24 protein-coding genes and 1 riboswitch are annotated in these 19985 nt (G+C 48.2%); of the genes, 12 read left to right on the top strand and 12 right to left on the bottom strand.

Going from position 1 to position 19985, the window contains the following annotated elements:
• Positions 1-527 precede the first annotated feature (527 nt).
• The 3 genes from FC83_RS12480 to thiE form a co-directional block, all read right to left on the bottom strand.
• Complete coding sequence (locus FC83_RS12480) at positions 528-758, bottom strand: DUF2922 domain-containing protein (RefSeq protein ID WP_035455054.1); 231 nt, start codon at positions 756-758, stop codon at positions 528-530.
• Positions 759-774: 16 nt separating this feature from the next.
• Positions 775-996, bottom strand: a complete 222-nt coding sequence (locus FC83_RS12475) for a hypothetical protein (RefSeq protein WP_035455057.1) — start codon at positions 994-996, stop codon at positions 775-777.
• A gap of 410 nt (positions 997-1406) precedes the next feature.
• Positions 1407-2045 carry a thiamine phosphate synthase gene (gene thiE / locus FC83_RS12470; RefSeq protein ID WP_035455060.1) on the bottom strand — a complete coding sequence of 213 codons (639 nt, stop codon included), beginning with the start codon at positions 2043-2045 and terminating at the stop codon, positions 1407-1409.
• Between the two features lie 147 nt (positions 2046-2192).
• Positions 2193-2286: riboswitch (TPP riboswitch) on the top strand.
• A gap of 146 nt (positions 2287-2432) precedes the next feature.
• On the opposite strand from thiE, the gene thiS reads away from it, so the two are divergent.
• From thiS to FC83_RS12445, 6 genes are all read left to right on the top strand, one after another.
• Complete coding sequence (gene thiS, locus FC83_RS12465) at positions 2433-2630, top strand: sulfur carrier protein ThiS (protein ID WP_035455067.1); 198 nt, start codon at positions 2433-2435, stop codon at positions 2628-2630.
• Positions 2631-2642: 12 nt separating this feature from the next.
• Entirely contained in the window at positions 2643-3296 is a 654-nt protein-coding gene (gene thiF, locus FC83_RS12460) for a sulfur carrier protein ThiS adenylyltransferase ThiF (RefSeq protein ID WP_082622592.1), read from the top strand.
• 65 nt (positions 3297-3361) lie between these two features.
• The gene (locus FC83_RS12455) at positions 3362-4132 is read left to right on the top strand and encodes a thiazole synthase (protein ID WP_035455070.1); all 771 of its coding nucleotides are present in this window, start codon (positions 3362-3364) and stop codon (positions 4130-4132) included.
• Positions 4133-4134: 2 nt separating this feature from the next.
• Complete coding sequence (locus FC83_RS12450) at positions 4135-5397, top strand: hydantoinase/carbamoylase family amidase (protein WP_236700839.1); 1263 nt, start codon at positions 4135-4137, stop codon at positions 5395-5397.
• Positions 5398-5410: 13 nt separating this feature from the next.
• Positions 5411-5671, top strand: coding sequence for a cation:dicarboxylate symporter family transporter (locus FC83_RS17565; protein WP_268744885.1), 261 nt, complete (start codon positions 5411-5413; stop codon positions 5669-5671).
• A gap of 8 nt (positions 5672-5679) precedes the next feature.
• Entirely contained in the window at positions 5680-6648 is a 969-nt protein-coding gene (locus tag FC83_RS12445) for a dicarboxylate/amino acid:cation symporter (RefSeq protein WP_269083190.1), read from the top strand.
• A gap of 73 nt (positions 6649-6721) precedes the next feature.
• On the opposite strand, the gene FC83_RS12440 is transcribed toward FC83_RS12445, so the two are convergent.
• Entirely contained in the window at positions 6722-8554 is a 1833-nt protein-coding gene (locus tag FC83_RS12440) for a COX15/CtaA family protein (protein ID WP_052004919.1), read from the bottom strand.
• A 185-nt stretch (positions 8555-8739) separates the two neighbouring features.
• Between FC83_RS12440 and FC83_RS12435 the strand changes: the two genes are divergently transcribed.
• Entirely contained in the window at positions 8740-9060 is a 321-nt protein-coding gene (locus FC83_RS12435) for a DMT family transporter (protein ID WP_035455071.1), read from the top strand.
• Between the two features lie 125 nt (positions 9061-9185).
• Here the strand turns inward: FC83_RS12435 and FC83_RS12430 are convergent, their stop codons facing one another.
• Genes FC83_RS12430 through FC83_RS12420 form a run of 3 tightly spaced genes read right to left on the bottom strand, consistent with a single transcriptional unit; the run spans position 9186 to position 11704 of the window.
• On the bottom strand, positions 9186-9533 hold the full coding sequence (locus FC83_RS12430; RefSeq protein ID WP_035455072.1) for an iron chaperone: 348 nt from the start codon (positions 9531-9533) through the stop codon (positions 9186-9188).
• Positions 9534-9556: 23 nt separating this feature from the next.
• Positions 9557-10426, bottom strand: a complete 870-nt coding sequence (locus FC83_RS12425; protein WP_035455073.1) for an NAD(P)-dependent oxidoreductase — start codon at positions 10424-10426, stop codon at positions 9557-9559.
• An 18-nt stretch (positions 10427-10444) separates the two neighbouring features.
• Positions 10445-11704: a serine hydrolase domain-containing protein gene (locus tag FC83_RS12420; RefSeq protein WP_081763163.1), complete on the bottom strand. Its 1260-nt coding sequence runs from the start codon at positions 11702-11704 to the stop codon at positions 10445-10447.
• Positions 11705-11800: 96 nt separating this feature from the next.
• On the opposite strand from FC83_RS12420, the gene FC83_RS12415 reads away from it, so the two are divergent.
• Positions 11801-12703 (top strand): hypothetical protein, encoded by a 903-nt coding sequence (locus FC83_RS12415; protein WP_035455076.1) that lies wholly within the window; start codon positions 11801-11803, stop codon positions 12701-12703.
• A 74-nt stretch (positions 12704-12777) separates the two neighbouring features.
• Here the strand turns inward: FC83_RS12415 and FC83_RS12410 are convergent, their stop codons facing one another.
• A complete protein-coding gene (locus FC83_RS12410; protein WP_035455078.1) occupies positions 12778-13365 on the bottom strand; it encodes an isochorismatase family protein in 588 nt (195 codons plus the stop codon).
• 58 nt (positions 13366-13423) lie between these two features.
• Positions 13424-14641 carry an MFS transporter gene (locus FC83_RS12405; protein ID WP_035455086.1) on the bottom strand — a complete coding sequence of 406 codons (1218 nt, stop codon included), beginning with the start codon at positions 14639-14641 and terminating at the stop codon, positions 13424-13426.
• 130 nt (positions 14642-14771) lie between these two features.
• On the opposite strand from FC83_RS12405, the gene FC83_RS12400 reads away from it, so the two are divergent.
• Complete coding sequence (locus FC83_RS12400; RefSeq protein ID WP_035455088.1) at positions 14772-15338, top strand: TetR/AcrR family transcriptional regulator; 567 nt, start codon at positions 14772-14774, stop codon at positions 15336-15338.
• A gap of 248 nt (positions 15339-15586) precedes the next feature.
• On the opposite strand, the gene FC83_RS12395 is transcribed toward FC83_RS12400, so the two are convergent.
• Positions 15587-16384, bottom strand: a complete 798-nt coding sequence (locus FC83_RS12395; protein ID WP_035455090.1) for a transporter substrate-binding domain-containing protein — start codon at positions 16382-16384, stop codon at positions 15587-15589.
• Here FC83_RS12395 and FC83_RS17620 point away from each other — a divergent pair.
• Complete coding sequence (locus FC83_RS17620) at positions 16364-16480, top strand: putative holin-like toxin (RefSeq protein WP_420805631.1); 117 nt, start codon at positions 16364-16366, stop codon at positions 16478-16480. The genes FC83_RS12395 and FC83_RS17620 overlap by 21 nt on opposite strands.
• 400 nt (positions 16481-16880) lie before the next feature.
• Positions 16881-17801: an IS30-like element ISLsa1 family transposase gene (locus FC83_RS12390; RefSeq protein WP_011373852.1), complete on the top strand. Its 921-nt coding sequence runs from the start codon at positions 16881-16883 to the stop codon at positions 17799-17801.
• On the opposite strand, the gene FC83_RS12385 is transcribed toward FC83_RS12390, so the two are convergent.
• Positions 17731-18147 (bottom strand): MerR family transcriptional regulator, encoded by a 417-nt coding sequence (locus FC83_RS12385; protein WP_052004923.1) that lies wholly within the window; start codon positions 18145-18147, stop codon positions 17731-17733. The genes FC83_RS12390 and FC83_RS12385 overlap by 71 nt on opposite strands.
• Positions 18148-18240: 93 nt before the next feature.
• Between FC83_RS12385 and FC83_RS12380 the strand changes: the two genes are divergently transcribed.
• Positions 18241-18999, top strand: a complete 759-nt coding sequence (locus FC83_RS12380; RefSeq protein WP_035455093.1) for an SDR family NAD(P)-dependent oxidoreductase — start codon at positions 18241-18243, stop codon at positions 18997-18999.
• Positions 19000-19136: 137 nt separating this feature from the next.
• Here FC83_RS12380 and FC83_RS12375 read toward each other — a convergent pair whose 3' ends face one another.
• On the bottom strand, positions 19137-19703 hold the full coding sequence (locus FC83_RS12375; RefSeq protein WP_035455096.1) for a TetR/AcrR family transcriptional regulator: 567 nt from the start codon (positions 19701-19703) through the stop codon (positions 19137-19139).
• Between the last annotated feature and the right edge of the window lie 282 nt (positions 19704-19985).

Raw genomic sequence — 19985 nt, 5'->3', positions numbered from 1 at the left:
GGCGTAACTCAAGGAGTTACGTCTTTTATTTTATTATGAGTGAATAATTCAGGTTTGCTCATAACTATGTTGGTCAATCATTTACCAACACTGTAATTCTACAATAAAAAGCCATATTTGTGAACTCTTTTTAATACATTTTTTTATTTGAAATGATTTTTTAATATTAACAAGAGGACTTGTACGATGGCTAACAGTGATACAGCGCCATTCGTCTGTGCCTGTCTAAGTATTGTTGCGAGAATGTTACGAAAGTGATTGTTTGACGCTTACATGCGTTTACATGATTATTTTTTTATTATTTTTAATCATTATAGAATACGGGTGTTATTTATTTCAGTTTTTGAAATTTAATCGCGATCCCTTTCAATGACCATTTTAACGATTATTAGGCTAATTCGCAAAAAAGCGCCTTTCAGTTTTTCACACTGAAAAGCGCTTTCATTTTTTAGATTAGGTTGAGTTGGGTCCGAATCCAGATCACTAAATATAGCTCAATTGCTAGAATTAAATAACAACGTATGCGTTTATGCGGTGGCTGGTGTTTCAAAGACTTCGGTGACAATTCGTTCCACGTACTTTGCACCCAAGACTTCAGCATATAATGAGACACCGTCTTTAATAAATAATTGAGAGTCTGTAAGTTGCTGCATCGCCCCTTTGACCGTCTCAGCGTCTAAATCTTGTTTGACTTCGGCTAAGACCAGATTTGTCTTCTTGCCTTCGTTGTTGTTAAAGCTCATTTGTAATTGCTTCATTATAATAGTCCTCCTCTTATTCGGCTGATGATGTCACGACGGATTGGCGGGTGACGATTTCACTGTCCCCTAAGGTATCACCGACGCCTAAGCTGGCCAGGGTTTGGCCGATTTGATCCACCAAGGTGGGATCAGGGTCAGCCACCACGTGTTTCAAAGTCCAGACTTTTTGACCATCTTTGTAGTGTTTCCCCAGTAGTGTGTAGTTTAAAGTCGTGCTGTTCCAATTCAAATCCATGTTGTAACCTCCAGGTCTGTTTTTAGTGGTTTTTGTAATGCTTGTCGCTAGCTGACTTGCCTTACATATACTAGTAACACCTGGGGGTGAAATTTTGGCAACTTTGGCTTGCATTTTTTGACAAATGGCGTTATTTTAAGGTTTATAAGGATCCTGAAAAATATTTTCGGAACATGATTTAAGTTTTTTAGGATTTATTTTTGAAATTGGCCAAGAAAGGTTTCTTTTTTTGGAGAATTCGTATATACTTTACTTTGGTATTCGTTACTGAATCGCTCATAATTGCAGAAGTCTCCCGATCGGTAGGGGGGCTTTTTGTTTTCTATTGGGATTTTAAAAGCCGGCTGCTGACAGTTTCCGCTGTCAGGGGCCGGCTTTTTGGGTGGTTAAATCCGACATTGTTAACGTGACTAGCCGGGCACGACCACTTGATCCACAGCTGCCCGTAAGGCTTTGGTGGCACTGGCGGCGTCTTTAGCTTGCATGATGGCGGAGACCACCGCCACGCCGTTGACTTTGGCTGGGGCGATGGCGGCCACGTTGTCGGCCTTTAAGCCGCCAATGGCATACACGGGAATCGGGACCGCTTGTTTAATGGCGCCTAAAGTGGCTACGCTGGTGTGGACGGTTTTTACGTGGGTAGTAGTGGGAAAAATCGCCCCGACCCCTAGATAATCCGCCCCTTGCTCGGCGGCAGTTTGAGCTTGGGCTAAGGTCTTGGCAGTAGCACCGATGATGGCTTCAGGACCCAGGATTTGGCGGGCAATGGCCACAGGCAGATCACTTTGGCCCAGGTGCACCCCGGCAGCAGCTACCGCCTGGGCGATATCCAGGCGGTCATCGATGATCAAGGGTAAGTCATAGCGGTCAGTGATGGCTTTGACTTGTTGGGCCAGTTGGTAGATTTCTAAACTGCTGCCGGTTTTTTGACGGAGCTGCACTAAGCTGACACCGCTTTGGCAGGCCAGCTCAATTTGCTGTAAAAACGCGGCTGGGGTTAAATGGGTTTCATCGGTGACTAAGTATAAGGGGCGGTTATGTAAGTCCATGGTCAGTCCTCCAAATGGCATTGATTTCGTAATGGCCCAATTGTACTGATTCAACGGGCAAAATGAAAGCCTTATTTTTTAAACTTGACAACGGGCATTGAAATCGTTATAAATAAGGATAAGCCAAGTTTGGCTGTTATTAATTGAATAATTCGTCTGGGGTGCCGACATTCGGCTGAGATTATACCCATCGAACCTGATGTAGTTTGTACTGCCGAAGGAAGCGCGAGTGGGTCGTATTGACTTTAAGATGACTGCCAAACCTTCTTTTCGCAACAAAGGAAGGCTTTTTTCTTTGGCTGTGAATCGAAATCTCAAAATGGCCGTTTTGCCAATCATGCCAACCCCCACCCCTTTCTTCGGTGTCTGAAGAAAGGGGTTTTTTGTATGGTGATCGTAAATGGTCAAACAGAAACTGGGATAGTCGGTCAAACTATCACTGAGTTTTTAACCCAGCGCGGGGCGCCATTGGAAAATATCGTGGTGGAGCGTAATGGGGATATTGTCCATCGGGCCGACTTTGATGTCACCTTGGTGGCAGAAAATGACAAGCTGGAATTGATTTCGTTCGTCGGTGGCGGCTAGGAGGTTCATATTTTGAGTGAGACACAACCAGAAATACAAGGTTTGAGTTATGAAGCCGTTTATAACGGTATGAAAGAACGTAACGTCCGTGATTCCACCGCAAAACTGGCGGGAGCCCATGTGACCATCGCTGGGGCTGGGGGCTTGGGGTCGAACATTGCCATTGCCTTGACTAGAATTGGTGTGGGTCATTTGACCTTGATCGACTTTGACACGGTAGAATTGAGCAATCTCAATCGCCAGCAATTCAAATTGAGTCAATTAGACATGCCCAAAGTCACGGCGTTGAAGCAGAATTTACAGGAGTTTAATCCCTTTGTGGCCATTGATACGGTACAGACGAAGGTCACCCATGAGAATGTCCAAGACCTGTTCGCCGGAGCTGACATTATATGTGAGGCCTTTGATAATCCCGCGGCTAAGGCCATGTTACTGGAGGCGGCCACGGAATTTTACCCGGACAAACCTTTGGTGATGGGCACTGGCATGGCGGGGATCCACAGTTCCAACACCATCACCACCAAGCATCCCCGGCCCAACCTATATATCGCCGGTGACGGTACTTCTAAGGGGGCGGAAGGTTTAATGGCCCCCCGGGTGATGATCTGTGCGGGGCATGAAGCCAACATGATTGCCCGCTTGATTTTAGGGGAAACTGAGATTTAAGAGCAGTTTCGTTTTGATGACAAATAAAACAGCTATTGACGTTTTGTTTATAGGAGGATACATACATGACAAATACAGATGCACTAATCATTGGTGGTCACAGCTTCACTTCCCGTTTTATCCTAGGTTCTGGGAAGTACTCATATGATTTAATTGATTCCGCGGTGAACCATGCCGACGCCCAAATTATTACCATGGCCCTGCGCCGGACCAACACCGAGGCAGAAAATATTTTGAACTACATTCCAAAGGACGTCACGATTCTGCCCAATACTTCCGGGTCCACTAACGCTGAGGAAGCCATTCGCACCGCCCGGATTGCTCGGGAACTTAGCGGCAGTGATTTTATTAAACTTGAAGTTGTGCCGGATAAGAAGTATTTGATGCCGGATAACTATGAAACGCTGAAAGCCACCGAGGTGCTAGTGAAAGAAGGCTTCACCGTTTTACCTTACGTGTTGCCTGATTTAAATGTGGCCCGGCAATTGGTAGATGCTGGGGCGGCGACGGTCATGCCGTTAGGGGCACCTATTGGCACCAACAAGGGGCTAGCTACTAAGGATCTAATTCAAATTCTCATTGACGAAATTGACGTGCCCATCATCGTGGATGCTGGTATCGGTCGGCCTAGCCAAGCCGCCGAAGCTATGGAAATGGGCGCCAGTGCCGTGATGGCTAATACCTCTATGGCTACCGCTGGGAACATCCCCTTAATGGCTGAAGCCTTCAAACTAGCCGTGCAAGCCGGCCGCAAAGCTTTCTTGGCTAAACCTGGTCGGGTCATCGAACATGGCGCCGTGGCCTCTTCGCCACTGACCGGCGTCAGTGAAGCCTAGCCATGGCCACTGATAATATCGACCCAACCGCTAGGACATTGCCGGACTTTAACGTAGCTATGGTGCAATTGACCCAGCATTTAGACACGATCAACCGCCTGTCTCCGGATACCGCCGGGCAAAACCGCTTGGTGTATTCCCCCGGCTGGATAGCGGCTCAAGGGCAACTGCTTCAGTGGGGCTTGGACCTAGGTTTGAACGTGACTTTAGATGACTACGGCACGGTTTACCTGGATCTAGTAGGCAGTACCCAGCCAGAGACGATCATTGCCACGGGTTCCCATATGGACACGGTGGTCCAAGGCGGGCCTTTAGATGGGCTGTATGGGGTTCTGGGTGGCCTGCAAGCCCTGATAACCCTCAAGCAAACCCTGGGGCAACCCAAGAAAACGCTGCGGGTGATCGCCTTTAGTGAAGAAGAAGGCAGCCGCTTCCCCACTACCTTTAGTGGTTCCAAGCACTATGCCCGAATTGAAAATACCACGGGTTTAAAGGATAAAGACGGCCTAGATTTTGACAGTGCCCGCACCGCCGCTGTGCAACAACTTACCGGTCCCGGTATTCAGCGAACCCTGCCAAAATTGCCGGCTACCTTCACGGAACTGCACATTGAACAAGGCACAAGACTGGCCGCCGCCCAGGTCCAAATTGGCCTGGTGGCCGCCATCGTGGGGCAACGCCGTTATACGGTAACAGTTACCGGTGTGGCCAACCATGCGGGGACTACTCCCATGGCCCAGCGTCACGATGCCCTGCAGGCCACGGTACAATTCATCAATCGGCTATGCTTATTGGCCCAGTCGGTAAGTCCCGAGCTGACCTTCACCGTGGGGGAATTGGCCCTGACACCCAACACGGTGAACGTCATCCCCGGCAAAGTGGTCTTTAGCGTGGACTGCCGCCATACCAACACGGCTTTACTGGACAATTTCGAGACCCTCATGGCCAATACGGCTGAATTATTCACCGAAACTGACCTGACAATCCATGTCAGTCGCTGGGCCAATATCCCACCGGTGCAATTAGACCAACAACTGCTGGCGCAAAACGCCAACCTGGCGGACCAACTTCAGCTTAAACACTTGCAGCTGGCTTCCGGGGCCGGCCATGACAGTCAGATCATGACCCAAGTCACCCCCACCACCATGATCTTCGTCCCCAGCATCCAGGGCATCAGCCATGCTCCTCAAGAAGCCACGGCTACACCGGACTTATTAGCTGGGGTGCAATTGTTAACGGCTAGTCTGTACCGCCAAGCTTATTGAGGAGGTTCGTTGGATGAGAAAATTAAGTTTAACCAGCCAAATCAGCCTGGGCATGGTGGTAGGTGCCGGGGTGGGATTAGTCTTTGGTCCCCAAATTGCCGGGATCCAGCTCTTAGGCAATATCTTCTTACGCTTGATCCAAATGGCAGTGGTCCTGCTGATTTTCGGTGCCGTCATTGAAGCCATCGGTGGCCTAGCCGCCAAGGATTTGGGCCGCTTAGGGGCCAAAACCGCCGGCTGGTTTTTAGGCCCACCCTGCTGGCCGCCATCTTAGGCCTGGCCATGGGTTACTTGTTAAATCCTGGGGCTGGGCTGCATTTAGCCCAGCTGAGCCATAGTGCCAAAATCGCCAAGGCCCCCAGTGATATCAGCCAAACCATTTTGAACTTCTTCCCCGCCAACATTTTTGACGCCTTGGCCAAGGGCAATGTGATCCAAGTGATCATTTTTGCCATTCTCTTTGGCATCGTGTTAAATCAAGCCAATCGCCACGGGGCCTTCAATTCGATTTTAACGGGAGTCCAACAAGTGAACCAGTTAACGGTGAAGTTAGTCATGCTGGTGATGAAGGCTGCCCCTTTAGGAATTGCCGCCCTCATGGCGTGGGTGACGGCCACCAGCGGTTTGAAAATTATTTTACCCCTGTTGAAGTTTCTCATGGCCTTTGGATTGGGCAGCTTAGTGTTTTTGATGGGCTTGTTTGCCTTTATCAGCTGGTATGCCAAAGTGCCGCTGCGGGGGTTGATCAAGGGGTTCACTCGGATCATTTTGATTGCCTTCACCACCACGTCTTCGGCCATTGCCCTGCCGGTGGAGCTGGATGACGCGCAAGCTCGCCTGGGGGTCAGCCAGTCCATCAGTCAACTGGTACTGCCTTTAGGGATGGCTTTGAACAGTAACGGGCTGGCCATGTATTTGGCTCTGGCCTGCTTCACCTTGACCCAGTTGTACGGGATGTCCTTGACCCTGTTGGCCTTGGTGAAAATCGTGGTGCTGGCGGTAATTGCTTGCCTGGGGACGGTGGTGGTACCTGGTGGGGGCTTAGTGGCCTTGACCATCGTGGTGCCCACCTTGGGCCTGCCCACGGAAAGTATCGCGATTTTAGCGGGGATCGACTGGTTCTCGGGGATGTTCCGCACGGTGTTGAACGTGGTGGGCGACACCACCACCGCCATTGCCATTGCGGCGGATGAAAATGAGTTGAACCGGGCTGTTTATGTCCAGGAACATCCGGCTACAAAGGAATCTTAAAATTTAGTTGCGAATAATAAAAAAAGCCAATTTCCAGACGCGTTAGGCGCTTAGAAATTGGCTTTTTTGCTGGTTACTTTATGGGTACTTGAAAAGTGTTGTTGGTAAATTTGCTGCCTACTGTCCCACTGTTGCCATTGACGTAAGCTGAGAATTCCACTTGGTCGTTGGCTTGGAGGAAGCGGGCGTAGGGATATTTGTTTAAGGAGATGTTGAAGATAAAGGCTTGATCATTGATCATAAAGTTCACGGTGTTATTACTGGCCGCTACCCGGGAAACGGTACCTTTGAATTGCTTCAAGGTGCCGCTTTGGCTGGCGCTGGCGGTGTCGATGCCGGTGCTAAACAGGTCCCGGTATTTGCTGAGGGCTTGTTTGGCATCGGTACCCACGGCCACGGTGTTTTGCGTCCCGTTGCCGGAAGCTAGGAGGTAAACGTAGGACATGAAGGCGCCGTTTTCGTCCACCATGGATACCACCCAAGTGGGTTTGCCATCGATGCGATATAACAGGGGCATGTTAGCTTTCCACTGGGTCTGTTTCATGCGGTTTTCCGCTAAGCTGTTGGCCCGGGTGGGGGTCATGGCTTCGTCGTTTTCCTTGTAATAATGGGTGGCGCCGGTGGCCGCATCCACGTAGGTGTAACCTAACACGGAAGTTTGGCTGCGGTTGACACTGGTCATGGAAGCGAAGTAGTAGATCTTGTTCTTGTATGCAATCGGGGTAATGTTGTCATCCTCCCCTTCCGTTCCCACATCGCTAACGGATTGCATGACGCCAGATTGAGAGCCGCCAAAACCATGGGCATTCCACCAGCCGTTACGGTCACTGCCCCAAGAAGCCAACTGCCAACTAGCTAAAGTGGGATCAATGGCCACGTCTAGCCACTTCGGTTTATTTTTCACGGTGTAGAGCTTGACGACCCCGGTCTTGGCGTCCATGGTGGCTACCCACTTCTTGCCGTAGTTGGGCTTGTTGGTGAGGCCGTAAGCCTTGTACAGGGACACCACGTAATAAGGGCGGCCGGCTTCGTTGACCTCAAGTTGGGGGGCATTGCCATCCATGCGCAGGTTGTGGCCGGAGGTGTAGGCGTACAGGCGCCGCTTGGCATCGTGGGCGAAATAGGCGGACGGGGTGTAATACATGGCCGTGTTCACAAATTTCGGCGAAGCGTCTTTTTTGGTGGCGTCGGTGAGGAAGTAGCCATCCACCTTTTTATAATGTAAGTAGCGGAAGAAAGAACCGTCAAAGTCTAAGGGAGCCACGTAGCTTAAATGGCCGTGATAGAGCTGGGCCCGCAGGTGATCTAGACTATAGACGTTGGAGTTGGGCACATTTGATAAGGAGTTTTGCATTTGATTGCGGATGGTGGTGGTGGAATTGGCCACCGGGATCTCCTTACTCTTGGGACTGATTTCCGGCATAGGTGCGGCCTTGATGTTAGTTTTGGCATTGATCACCACGGTGTTGGCAATGCTTTTGGCATTGACGATGTTTAACAAAGCACTGGCAGCAAAGGTCAGGACCAACAAGCCAATCCCTAAGCCCACAAACTTGGGCAGGCGGCTGGGGACATCTTGGTTGACGAACTGGGCCCGCTGGGTGGGATTGCGCATGGTTTTCACATTGATCTTAGGCAACTCCCCTTGGATGAGGAACAAGGCCCCTAAGGCCGCCATGATGGTAAAGGCGGTGAGGTTCCACAAAATCAAAGTCAGTAGGGTCTGCGGTGGTAATTGCACATAGAAAATAATGCCAAAGACGGCAAATAAGATAATGGCGGTGATGACCAGCCACTTTAAGCGCTTTCGTAATTTGTTTTTAATGAGGACTGCTCCCGCATAAATCAGGGGAATCAAGCCCAGGGCTGTGAAGATAGCCGTGATTTTAATGAATAGTAGAAACAATTCGTCACCCTCCTCGTATAGTTAGTTTTATTATAACAAACCCAGGACTTGACAGGGGGAGATTTTGTTGAGAGAATAAAAACATTGAATCACCACCGGGTGATAGAGGTAGGCTCCAGCGCTTTAGGTCTCGTAGCGCTTTGGGGATACCTCTTTTTTTATTTTAATTTTTGGAGGTTTTTAGTATGACTTGGGTTTATTTAATCATCGCCGGGGCATTTGAAGTGGTGTGGGCTACGACCATGAAACTCAGCCACGGTTTTACGAATTTCTGGTACGCCGCTGCCACAGTGGTGGGCTTGATTTTAAGCGGGGTCTTCTTGGCCCTGGCTGTGAAACATTTGCCAATTAGTTTGGCTTACCCCATTTGGACCGGCATCGGTGCCGTGGGTTCCATCATCGTGGGTGTGGTTTTCTTCAAGGACTCCCTGCCAGCCTTGACCTGGGTCTTCATCGCCATGTTGGTGGTGGGGATCATTGGCATCAAGGTTACCAGTGGGCATTAAAAAGTATGTTAAAGGGCAATCCCGGGTGGTGCTGGGATTGCCCTTTTTACGTGGTCTTGCATGCTTATCCCAATATTGCCAAAAAAAGATGCCTTTAAAAAATTCCAAAGGCATCTTCGCGTAATTTATTTTATATTCGAAATAATAGCTCGTACCAATTCTTCAGGAATCGGCTGGTCAAAGGCAATGTTCAGCCGTTTCTGCCCGGTGGCATAACCCGCTGCTTTAGCGCTTTGCAACTGAGCTGGCGTTAAATCCTCAGAAATTGCCACTGACACATGAGCTTTAAAAGCTGCTAAACTCACATAACGTTTGTCAATCATAAAGAATGGCAAGCCATACTTGATGGTCTCCTGGGCAGCTGGCAAGGTTTGGGCAATGAGTTGCCGCAGATTTTTGAGAATTGGTTGGGCATTGGGCGTTTGGAGTTTGAGATATGCATCAATATCCGTTACTTTTGGGCGCATGGGCATAATTAATCACCTTCGTGTTTTTTCTAGTGCCACCACAACTTAATCAAAGCTTGGGTCCCATCGTTCCCCAGTTTTTTATCTTCCACCAGCACCCGATATAATTCGGCGGCTTGTTCGGTGGCGGGGAGTTGGATCTTCATATCGTCAGCGCTGTCCAGGGCAATGCGCAGGTCTTTTAAGAAATGTTTGGCGAAAAAGCCGGGGGTGTAGTCGTTCTTCAAAATCCGGGGGCCGTAGTTACTTAAGGACCAGTTGGCGGCGGCACCGGAACCCACGGTATTCATGACGGCTTCCAGGTCTAAGCCGGCTTGTTTGGCGTAGACAAACATCTCCACCATCCCCGTCATAGTCCCGGCCACCATGATTTGATTGGCCATTTTCACACGTTGGCCGCTGCCGGCGGGGCCAAAGTAATTGATGTTGCTGCCCATGGCCTCAAAAATGTCCTGGTTGGCCTCAAAATCAGCTTTATCCCCACCTACCATGATGGTGAGATTACCGTTTTTAGCCCCCAGGTCACCGCCGGATACTGGCGCGTCTAGGGCGGTGATGTGGCGATCTTTGGCCGTGGCATAAATGCGTTGGGCAATATCCGGCCGAGTGGTGGTCATATCAATCAGGGTTTGTTGGCTGTGAATGCCTTCAAACACCCCATCTTTGCCAAAGTAGACTTGGTCCACGTCTTTAGGAAAGCCCACGATGGTGATCACCACTTCAGTAGCCTGCGCCACTTCGGCGGGACTGTCCAACCAAGTGGCCCCGGCGGCGATGGCGGCTTTGGCGTGCTCTTTGGTGCGGTTATACACCGTCACCGGAAAACCTGCCTTTAATAAATTCTTGATCATGCCGGTACCCATGACCCCGGTGCCGATAAATCCAATTTTTCTAGCCATACTTGTTTCCTCCTACGCTCAATCTGCCATTAAGGCTTTGTAAATATTATTGGTCAAGGCCCGGGTTTTCTTAGAGCTGGCGTTATATAAATAACGATTGCTCAGTAAAACCAGCCCGGACTTGCCATTTTTCTTTAAGTATACCGTAGCTTCATAACCGGTGACAAAGCCGTGGGAATAAATATGTTTGTCATAATTATAAACCCCACCGCCATAATTGCCCCCAGTGGTGTTGCGCAATGTCGCCAAGGACTTCTTGTCGATGATTTGACCGTCGATCACCGCCTGTTGGAACTTTAATAAGTCCCCGGCCGTGGAGTAAATATTGCCGGTGCCCAGCTCCCGATTATAGCTGATGGGCGTAATGTTGATGGGCTGGGTATAAGCATCCAAATTCCCCTTTTGGCTGTTGTAAGGGACCGTGCGATTGGGCTCTTTGGCAAAATTAGGCATAAAGCCGGTATTTTTCAGACCTAAGGGTTTAAAGACCTGTTCTTTGGCTAAGGCTGCATAGCTCTTCCCGGTGATTTTCTCAATGACGCCCGCTAACAAGACGTAATTCACGGGGGCATATTGCCATTGATTCAATTGATTAGGTTGAAAAATAGCATGGTCCACGGCGAAATTGACGATTTTCGCATCCTTATTGGCGTAAGTCAGCTGTTGGACCCCCATGGATAAGCCAGAATTCATATTCAGCATCTGGCGCAATGTGATTTGATCACTGCCCTGAACCGCCGGGTAATAACGGTTGAGCTTGTCAGACAACTTCACCTTGCCCAATTCAACTTGCTTCATTAACAAAACTGCGGTCAAGGATTTTTGAACAGAGGCCCACTGGAACAGCGAATTATAATCGTTTTTTCGTTTTTTGCTGAAGTCCGCATAGCCAAACCCCTGTTGATACACCGGCTGGCCCTTCTTATACAGCAACGCTGTGCCGGTGAAATGGCTGTCGTTGAGCAGACCTTCGATTTTGGTGCGCTGGGCGGCCGTCAATTTGTCCACGGCTTTGGCCACTCGGGGGTCACTTTGATTGCCAGTGGCTAACTTCGTTTCTTGCTGGGCCAATTCTCGTTTATAATAAGCCCGATTTTTAGCCATTTTTTCGGCCACGATTCGATCCTGGGTGGCCTGATTCCGGGGGACGATGATCATATTGTAATAAATCATACTGCCGATGACCCCCAGGACCATCCCCGTGATCAGACTAATAAGCAATTTGCGACTTAGTTTCATGCATTTCTTCCCCTTGTTGATTTGTAATACTTCCATCATACCACGGGCTTCTGAGTCTGGGGTCGGATTTTTCCTGGCTGCTTTGCCATGTTATAATAGCCCTGTACGAAATTTTAATGGAGGTTTTCCCCTATAATGAAGAAAACAATTATGATGTTGCTGACCAGCGCGGCACTACTATTAGTAGCAGCCGGCTGTAGTAACGGCAACAGTTCTCAGTCTAAGAGTACCAATAACGGGACTTACGACACGGCTCTGGCCAATGGTAAAAAGGCCGTCAGCGACGACCAATTCGCCCAAGCTGAGGCTTACTATAAGACGGCTTCGCAAATCAAGACCAACGATCCAAAATCCAGCGCCTACAACAAACAAGCTAAGGCCCTGGCTGATGCCCAAAAGAACATCACGGATCTGGACTTCAGCAAGGCCTTGGCCAACTTGAAGATCGTCACCAACACGCCTGATGGCTTAAGCGCAATGAACAGCAAGGCTAAGACCTTAACCAATCGGGTCAACACCATCGTGAAGAACCGGAAATCTTTGTCCAAGTTATATGACACGGCGAAAACGGCCTACAGTCAGGGGAATGTGGAACAGGCGGACGCGAATTTATCCCAGTTACTTTCCCAAGACTATATCGGCCAGGATGCTTACGCGGATATCCGCTTGGATGCGTTGACGTTGAAGTCTAACAACAGCGCCAATGCGGCTAAGAGCGGCCAAACCATGTCCCAAGTGCCAGCCACTAGCACCACAGCTTCTAGCAGTTCAACTTCAGCAGCGGCCACCAGCAGTTCCGATGCCCCGGCTGCGGAACAATCTAAAGCTGCCAGTGGTGGTGAATACACCAGCAGCGACAATACCGTGGACGGCAAAGCGGTCACGGCCCAACAAATCCAAACAGCCCGGGATCAATTAAAGTCCCAAGGTGTGGATACGGCAGCTTGGTCCAACCAAGACATCACCCAAGCGATTCAAAATGCCGCTAAAGATGGCCGGACTACGGTCAAAGAAAGCGACATGACTAATTTTAAATAGACTTTGGTGACCTAATGTACTAAACAAATAACCCAATCCCAGGTATTTTCTGAGATTGGGTTATTTTTGTGATGTCATTTTTTGGCTGTGGCTAAGGCTTGTAATACTTGGGCGGTATTGGCAACCCTGGCAATTTTGGGAAATAGCTTAGTGATGAAGGTGTCGTGGAGGGCTGCGTCCCGATCGGCGCAGGCATCAGCCACTAAGATCACCCGATAGCCGTATTGAAAAGCATCTAAGGCTGTGGCGTAGACGCCGTTGGTGGTGACCACGCCGGTTAGAATAATCGTATCAATTTTCCGGCGCCGCAATTGTAGGTCTAAATCCGTACCAAAGAAGGCGCCGGGATTATGTTTGGTGACTCGAATTACATTTTGGGCGGTTTCATCTGCGGCGATGGCCATGGCCAATTGGCCAAAATCCGCTGGATAGTGGCGAACTTGGTGGTCAAAGGGATGGAGATAGCCCATGGTGGCCGCATCTACGTTCACCAAGGTAATTAGCGCGGCGGTGTTTTTGAGGCTAGCGGCAATTTGATTGGCGGCGGTGAGCACTTGTTGGTTGGCGTTGGGTCGCAATTGCCGGGTATTTAGGATACCTTGTTGCAGGTCAATAGCCACCAGGGCGGTTTTACTAAGGGTCAAGTTCAGGTCGAATGTCATGGGATTGCATTATTCCTTCCATATATAAACTGGGCTGGCTTAAATTACTAGGTACCGGTTAAGCGGCCCGTAGTGCTTTGGCGTTCCACACATAATTGATTAAATTTAACAGGATAAAACCAGCGGCCACTAAAAAGACAGTTTGATAGCTGAAGTAAGCTGCTACCGCTGACCCGGCCAAGGGCCCAATGACGGCGCCGATGGACTGCATCATTTGATTGTAGCTGAAAATCCGGCCCGTGGCAGTAGCTGGGGCAAACCGGGACAAAATAATTTGCACACTGGGGGCGAGGGCCGAATCGCTGACCCCTACCAGCAATCTTAAAATGATCACGGCCACGATGCTGGTGGCAAAACCTTGGAGGATGTACAGGGTCAAGGCTAGTAAAATGCCCCCTAGCAAGATGCGATGTTGGCCATACTTGTCCCCTAGCCGACCAAAGATGGGCGCGGTGATGATCATGACGGCGCCGGGGGCTGAGGCCACGATACCGCTGATGATGGTGACTTGGTGGGGATCATGCACCAGCTGGCGGACGTAGAGACTTAAAATCGGCATGATGGATTTATCGGTCAACTGGATGACTAAGGTGACCAAAAGCATGCTGATGATGACTTTTAAGCTGGGCAAATGGGCCAGCAACTTCAGGGAACCAGTTTTAGCGCTGGCTTGGGGGGTAAATTGTTCCTTCACGAAAAATACCGTGAGGATAAAGACCAGCAACATGATGACCCCGGTGATCCAAAAGGTAGCCCGGTAGCTGGTTTGATTCACGATGACCCCACCCACAATGGGTCCCAGCAAGGTGCCGGCCACCATCCCCGTGGAGAGCGTCCCTAGCACCCGGCCGGCATATTTCTTGGGGGTGCTGACGGCCATTAAGGCCACGGAATTGCTGACAAAACCAGAAAACGCCCCTAGCAGTAAACGCAGGCCTAACAGCTGCCAAGTCCGGGTGACAAAACCCATGGCAAAAATCGTGATGGCCATACCCAGACTGGCTCTTAGCAGCATCGGTTTACGGCCCTTGGTGTCCGCTAACTTGCCCCAAAACGGGGAAACGATGGCGGTCATCAAATAGGTGCTGGCAAAAATCAGCCCACTTTGTAAACTCAGTTGAGCCCGGGTAAAATGACCCAGCGTATCAATAAATAACGATAAGAACGGAGAGATCATACTGCCGCCCACGCCGGTCATGAACGTTCCAAACCACAGGATCTTCAAATTGCGCCGCCAAACCGGCCGTTCCTTGACATTAGTATTTGGTGTTGTCATAAAACTGCCTCTTTTCTACTGACAAAATATTAAACTACTATTCGTAGTTTGTCAACTATTCTTGGTAGTTAAATTGAGTGACCTGTGGTAAACTATAGTTAAAAGTTCATCAAAAAATGAGGCAATGCTTATGACAAAACGCGATCTTACCCGGGATAAAATTGTGACCACTTATATTGCTTTGGCCCAGGAGCTGGGGTTAGACAAAGTGACCTTCCCAAGAATTGCGGAACGGCTGGCTATTAAGCCCCCTTCCTTATACAATCATTTTAAAAATTTAACGGATTTGAAAATTCAAACGGCCATCGACCTGCACACCAAGTTGCACGAGCGTTTAATTGAGGCGCTCCTGGGTCAAAGCGGCGGGCCGGCGCTGAAGACCTATGCCCTGGTTTACCGGCAATTTGCCCAGGACTATCAAAGTGTTTATGAATTACTCAACACCATCCCCAACTTCGACAGCCCCGAACTCACCAAAATTGGCCGGCAAAACAACGCCATCATTACTAAAATTCTCCAATCCTTTGACCTGACCGAGCAAGAACTCATCATCAAAAATCGCGCCTTCCGCAGCTTGGTAAATGGCTATATTGTGCTGAACCAGCTAGGTTATTTTCAAAAAGAACGCTTTGACGCCGATGAAAGTTTCGTGCTCATGATCGACGAGTTTATTCAGGCGATTCCTAATGGCAAATGAGCTCCAATGAAAAAAGACCGCAATCCCAGTGATTTCTGGGATTGCGGTCTTTTGATGGGCAGCCGTTTACTGATGAGGTGCTGTTCAGTGGAATATGGGAAAATTTCTGAAGGGTCTCACCATTTTTGAAACGGCTTGGTACTAGCCCAAGATTGTTGGGCCAATCTAGGGCTTTTTGTTGTTAATATTATATTACAATATATTTTAAAAACGGGCAATTTTTAAAACTGGCCCTACAATTTGAGCCTTTAAGCCTTCAAATTAGGGGTAATATCATAGCCAAAATACTTATTGGATAGCTTCTTGATGGTGCCATCTTTGATCATGGCTTTTAATTCTTTGCTGAATTGCTGTTGTAATTTCTTGCCCCGGGCGTCTTTTTTAAATGGCAGGGCCACATCTACGCTCTTGGCTTGGCCTTTGAGGACTTTCCACTTGTAGCCCTTTTCTTTGATCAAGGCATTTAGATTGGTGCGGGTATTGACCACCCCGTCCACATGCCCAGCTAATAAGGCTTGGTAGATGTCATCGCGACCTTCAAAAGTCACCAAATCAATTTTTTTATCGTAATTACGGAGATTGGTCGTGTTATTGGATTCAGCACCACCAGCGACTTTTTTACCTTCTAAATCTTTGAGGGTCTTGTAAGGCGCACTCTTCTTCACGGCCACGGTAGTGTCTTCTTTATTGTAGACGGTGGTGAAGTAGTACTTCTGGGCCCGTTCTGGGGTAATGGCCACGTCGTTGGGGATGGTGTCCACTTTGTCGGTATCTAGCTGGCCGAACAGACCGTCAAAGGAGCCAGTGATCCATTTGGGGGTGTAGCCCAGGCGCTTGGCGGCGGTGTTGGCTACTTCCACGTCAAAGCCTACTAATTTGTTATTGGCTTTGTAGGCGGTGGGAAAACTGGTGCCGGTAGCCGCAAAGGTGACGGTTTTACTGGCGGCTTGAGCCGTTGGGATGGGACTGAATAAAGCTAGGCCAGCCAATAAGCTGGTGAGTAAGGTAATGAGTATTAAACGTTTATTGAGACACTTGGGTTTCATGAAAGGTTTCGCAGCATCATCACAGTTTTTGAGGCATTGTCCTTGATGATTGCATTCGGCCTTCCGGTCGCTGCAATCACCAAAAAAGAGAAATAAAAAAAGCCGTCCTACTAGTAACTTTGCCCGTTGCTTAGGATGGCTTATTCTGTCTTATCACTGGTCACCGTTTCCAAAACGGCTTTGTGCTAGGCTCCGATTGTTGAAGCAATCTGGGTCTTTCTTTATGCTTTTATATTACTATATATCTCAGAAATGTTCAATCATAATGGCAGTTTTTGAGATTTCCTTTGAGGAATAGAAATTTCAATCTAATCCTGCGATTTCCCGAAGTTTTTAGGCTATTTTTAAGTATTAACCTAGCTCAGCTTTAAGTTGGTTCAGATGAGCAATTTTATCATGGCAAATTCTATAATTAATCCGAACAGAAATTAAAAAGCCCAAAGCAATCACTTACAATGGTAGTAGCTAATTCCAACCAATATAGGGAGTGATTACTTTGGGTACATCTACTTTATCACGTTTTCAACGTGGCGCACTAGCACAACTGGTCAATGAGGGGAATAAATCTTACCAAGTAATGGCTGACGCCTTAGGCGTCGCCAAAGCTACGATTAGCTATGAGTTGGACCGGGTTAAACCTTATGATCCAGAATTAGCTCAGCAAGATGCAGATCGCAAAAGGCGGAATTGCGGTCGTCGTTCGATGCTGACGGCAGCATTAGCGACTTTAATTACCAATCACTTACGATTAACCTGGTCACCAGAAACCATTGCGGCCGCTTATAACTTGAGCACTGCGTCAATTTATAATTGGCTTAATCGTGGCTGGCTCCCCTTCAAATTGACTGATCTACCCAATCGGAATGTCCGCCAGCACCGAGTGAGCGAAAATCGTGGGAAATTTACAAGTGGGACTTCCATCGAACAACGGCCAACAACTGTTAATCAAAGGTTAGCTTTTGGTCATTGGGAAGTAGATACGGTGCTTTCTAGTCGAAGTGAGTCACGATCATGTCTGGTTACATTCGTAGAACGTAAGACCCGACTTCTATGGGCCATCAAAGCCCCTAATAGAACGGCTAAGGCTCTAAACACCGCCTTTGGCAAGTTTATGGGGGCCTTCGGTCCCCAAGTAAAATCCATTACTGTTGATCATGGTAAAGAGTTTGCCAATTATCAGGCCTTAGAACAGGATTATCAGATCAAAGTTTATTTTTGCCATCCATATTCACCATGGGAGCGAGGTTCCAATGAATATTTTAATAGACGGTTACGCTGGTTCTTCCCGAAAAAGACCAATTTTAGCCAAGTAACGACTGATGAGATCCTAGCAGCACTTGAACTAATTAATCAACGACCATTAAAAATACATCATCAACAGACTGCCATTGAAAGATTCCGGGCTTGTTCGGATTAAACTTGTAATTTGCCTCATTTAAAAAATCTTTTTGCTGCTGGATTTCGGCAATCCGCTTATCCAAATCAGCGTCTAAATGTTGTAATAATTGAATGCCGGCATCATATTTGGCCAACATCGGTTTGTCATTATGAAATAGTGCTAACATGTCTTTGGTTTCCTGCACGGAGGCTCCAAGTTTTCGCAAATGTAGTAGTTTGTCTAGCTCTGCCAAATCTGTCGGCGAATATACCCGCCGACCCTGCTGATCTCGTTGAATTGGCGGCAACAAGCCTGCCTTTTCGTAAAAACGCAAAGCATCATAAGTTACTTCATACTTTTGGGCAACGGCTTTAATGGTCTTCATGAAAAAATCCACCTCCATTCCTGACATTCATTTGCGCTAGTCTAACACCAGCATGCTATAGTTGTCCATAATCAAACAAAGGGGACTTTAATCATGACAAAAACTGCAACAATCACACTGATTACCGGGGCTAACCGAGGGATGGGTTTGGAAATTGCCGAGGAGTTGGCGCAAAAGGGCCAGCAGGTTATTTTAGGAAGCCGGGACCTGCAAAAGGGTCAAGCGGCGCAAAAGCAATTAGCCGCTGCCAATATTTCTGTGGACGTCTTGCAACTGGACGTGACTGATCCCACTTCTGTCCGGCAAGCGGCTGCGGCAATCACCAACAAATATGGCTATTTATCCATTTTGATTAATAATGCTGGGGCGGTTTTCGATGCCCAGAAAAAGCCTTCCGAAATTTTGCAATCGGCTTTGCGAGCTGATTTTGATTTGAATTATTTTGGGTTGATCGATGTGACGCAGCAGCTGCTGCCTTTGCTGAAAAAAACACCCCAAGCTAAAATCATCAACATTTCCAGCATGATGGGTTCCATTACCAATGCTTTAAATCCGAAATCTGAGGTTTACCGGGCCAGTGCGGTGGGCTATCAGTCTTCTAAGGCCGCGCTAAATATGTATACGGTGCAATTGGCCAAGGAATTGCAACAGGCGGGGCTGCCCATTACGGTGAATGCCATTGACCCAGGGATGGTGGCCACCGAGTTCGGCGGGGTCACCCCTGATCAAGCCAAGGCCATGGGCGCCAAGCCGGTAGATTTTGGTGTAGCCCAAACGGTGGCTTTGGCCACAGACCCTGACAATCAAAGCACGGCGACTTTCACCAACACCCATGGGCCGGTGGCTTGGTAGAATCAGGCTTAGTGCAGCGTTATTTTGAAGGGTCATTTCCCTGGTAATCAGGGCTAATGTTTGGCATGGATGAATATAATATCGGATTCGTTCACGCCTTTTTAGCTGGCCTGGTTAGGCCTTGTTGCAATGGTCCCCTATGCCAAAATACCCTTCACAAAATATTTAACCAGGTTCTTGCGGGTTTCGTCGTAGGCCGGCAAGTCCTGTGGGTCTGTTGGGGTCGGCATATTGGCCAATAGGTCATAAACACTTAAGAAGGCTTTACGTTTCTTCTTGCCCAACTGAGCTTGGTGTAGCTGGGTCACCAGGGTTTTGTTTAGAAATTGGGCCAAGGTCTCCTGGTCGTCACCAGTTTCAGCCTCATAGTAGGCGGTTAAGTCCTCTGCGAGATCAGGGTTGTGCCCTTCCGCCAAAATTGGATTGTCCGCCCCAATCGTCAGCCCAGTGGTCACCAGCTGATCAATAACTTTTGCCGGTTTGGCTTCCCAGTCAATTTGCGACTTCAATTGCTGTTTGACCCGGTCATTTTCCTGGACATAAAGCGCTATAAACAGAGCTTCTTTTGATTTATAAAATTTATAAAACGACCCCACGGCCATGTTGGCACTTTTGGCAATTTCAGCAATATTGGTATGCTTATAGCCTTTTTCTGAAAATATTTTGTAAGCTGCTTGATCCAGAGCTTCTTTTGAGGTTGCCATCGTACTCGCCACTTTCTTCGAATGAATAATATAGATAATTTATTCATGAAAATATCGGAAAGGAGACACGGGATTTCAATCCCGTGAGGAATTTCGATTGAGTTTGAAGAACTCAAATGATTTATAAATATGTGCCTATTTTGAGCACATTTCTTCCTTTGTAGTTGTTGTATAAGTTATAATAACTATAAGAGGAAGGGGTGATTAAAATGCTACTAAGTCTAACGGTCAAAGCTAAACTCAAACTAGATAACGCTGCTGATGCGACTAAGTTTCAGGAAG

The sequence above is a fragment of the Agrilactobacillus composti DSM 18527 = JCM 14202 genome, assembly GCF_001436375.1.
GTDB classification, from domain to species: Bacteria; Bacillota; Bacilli; order Lactobacillales; family Lactobacillaceae; genus Agrilactobacillus; species Agrilactobacillus composti.
This window is presented reverse-complemented; position numbering and strand designations above follow the sequence as displayed.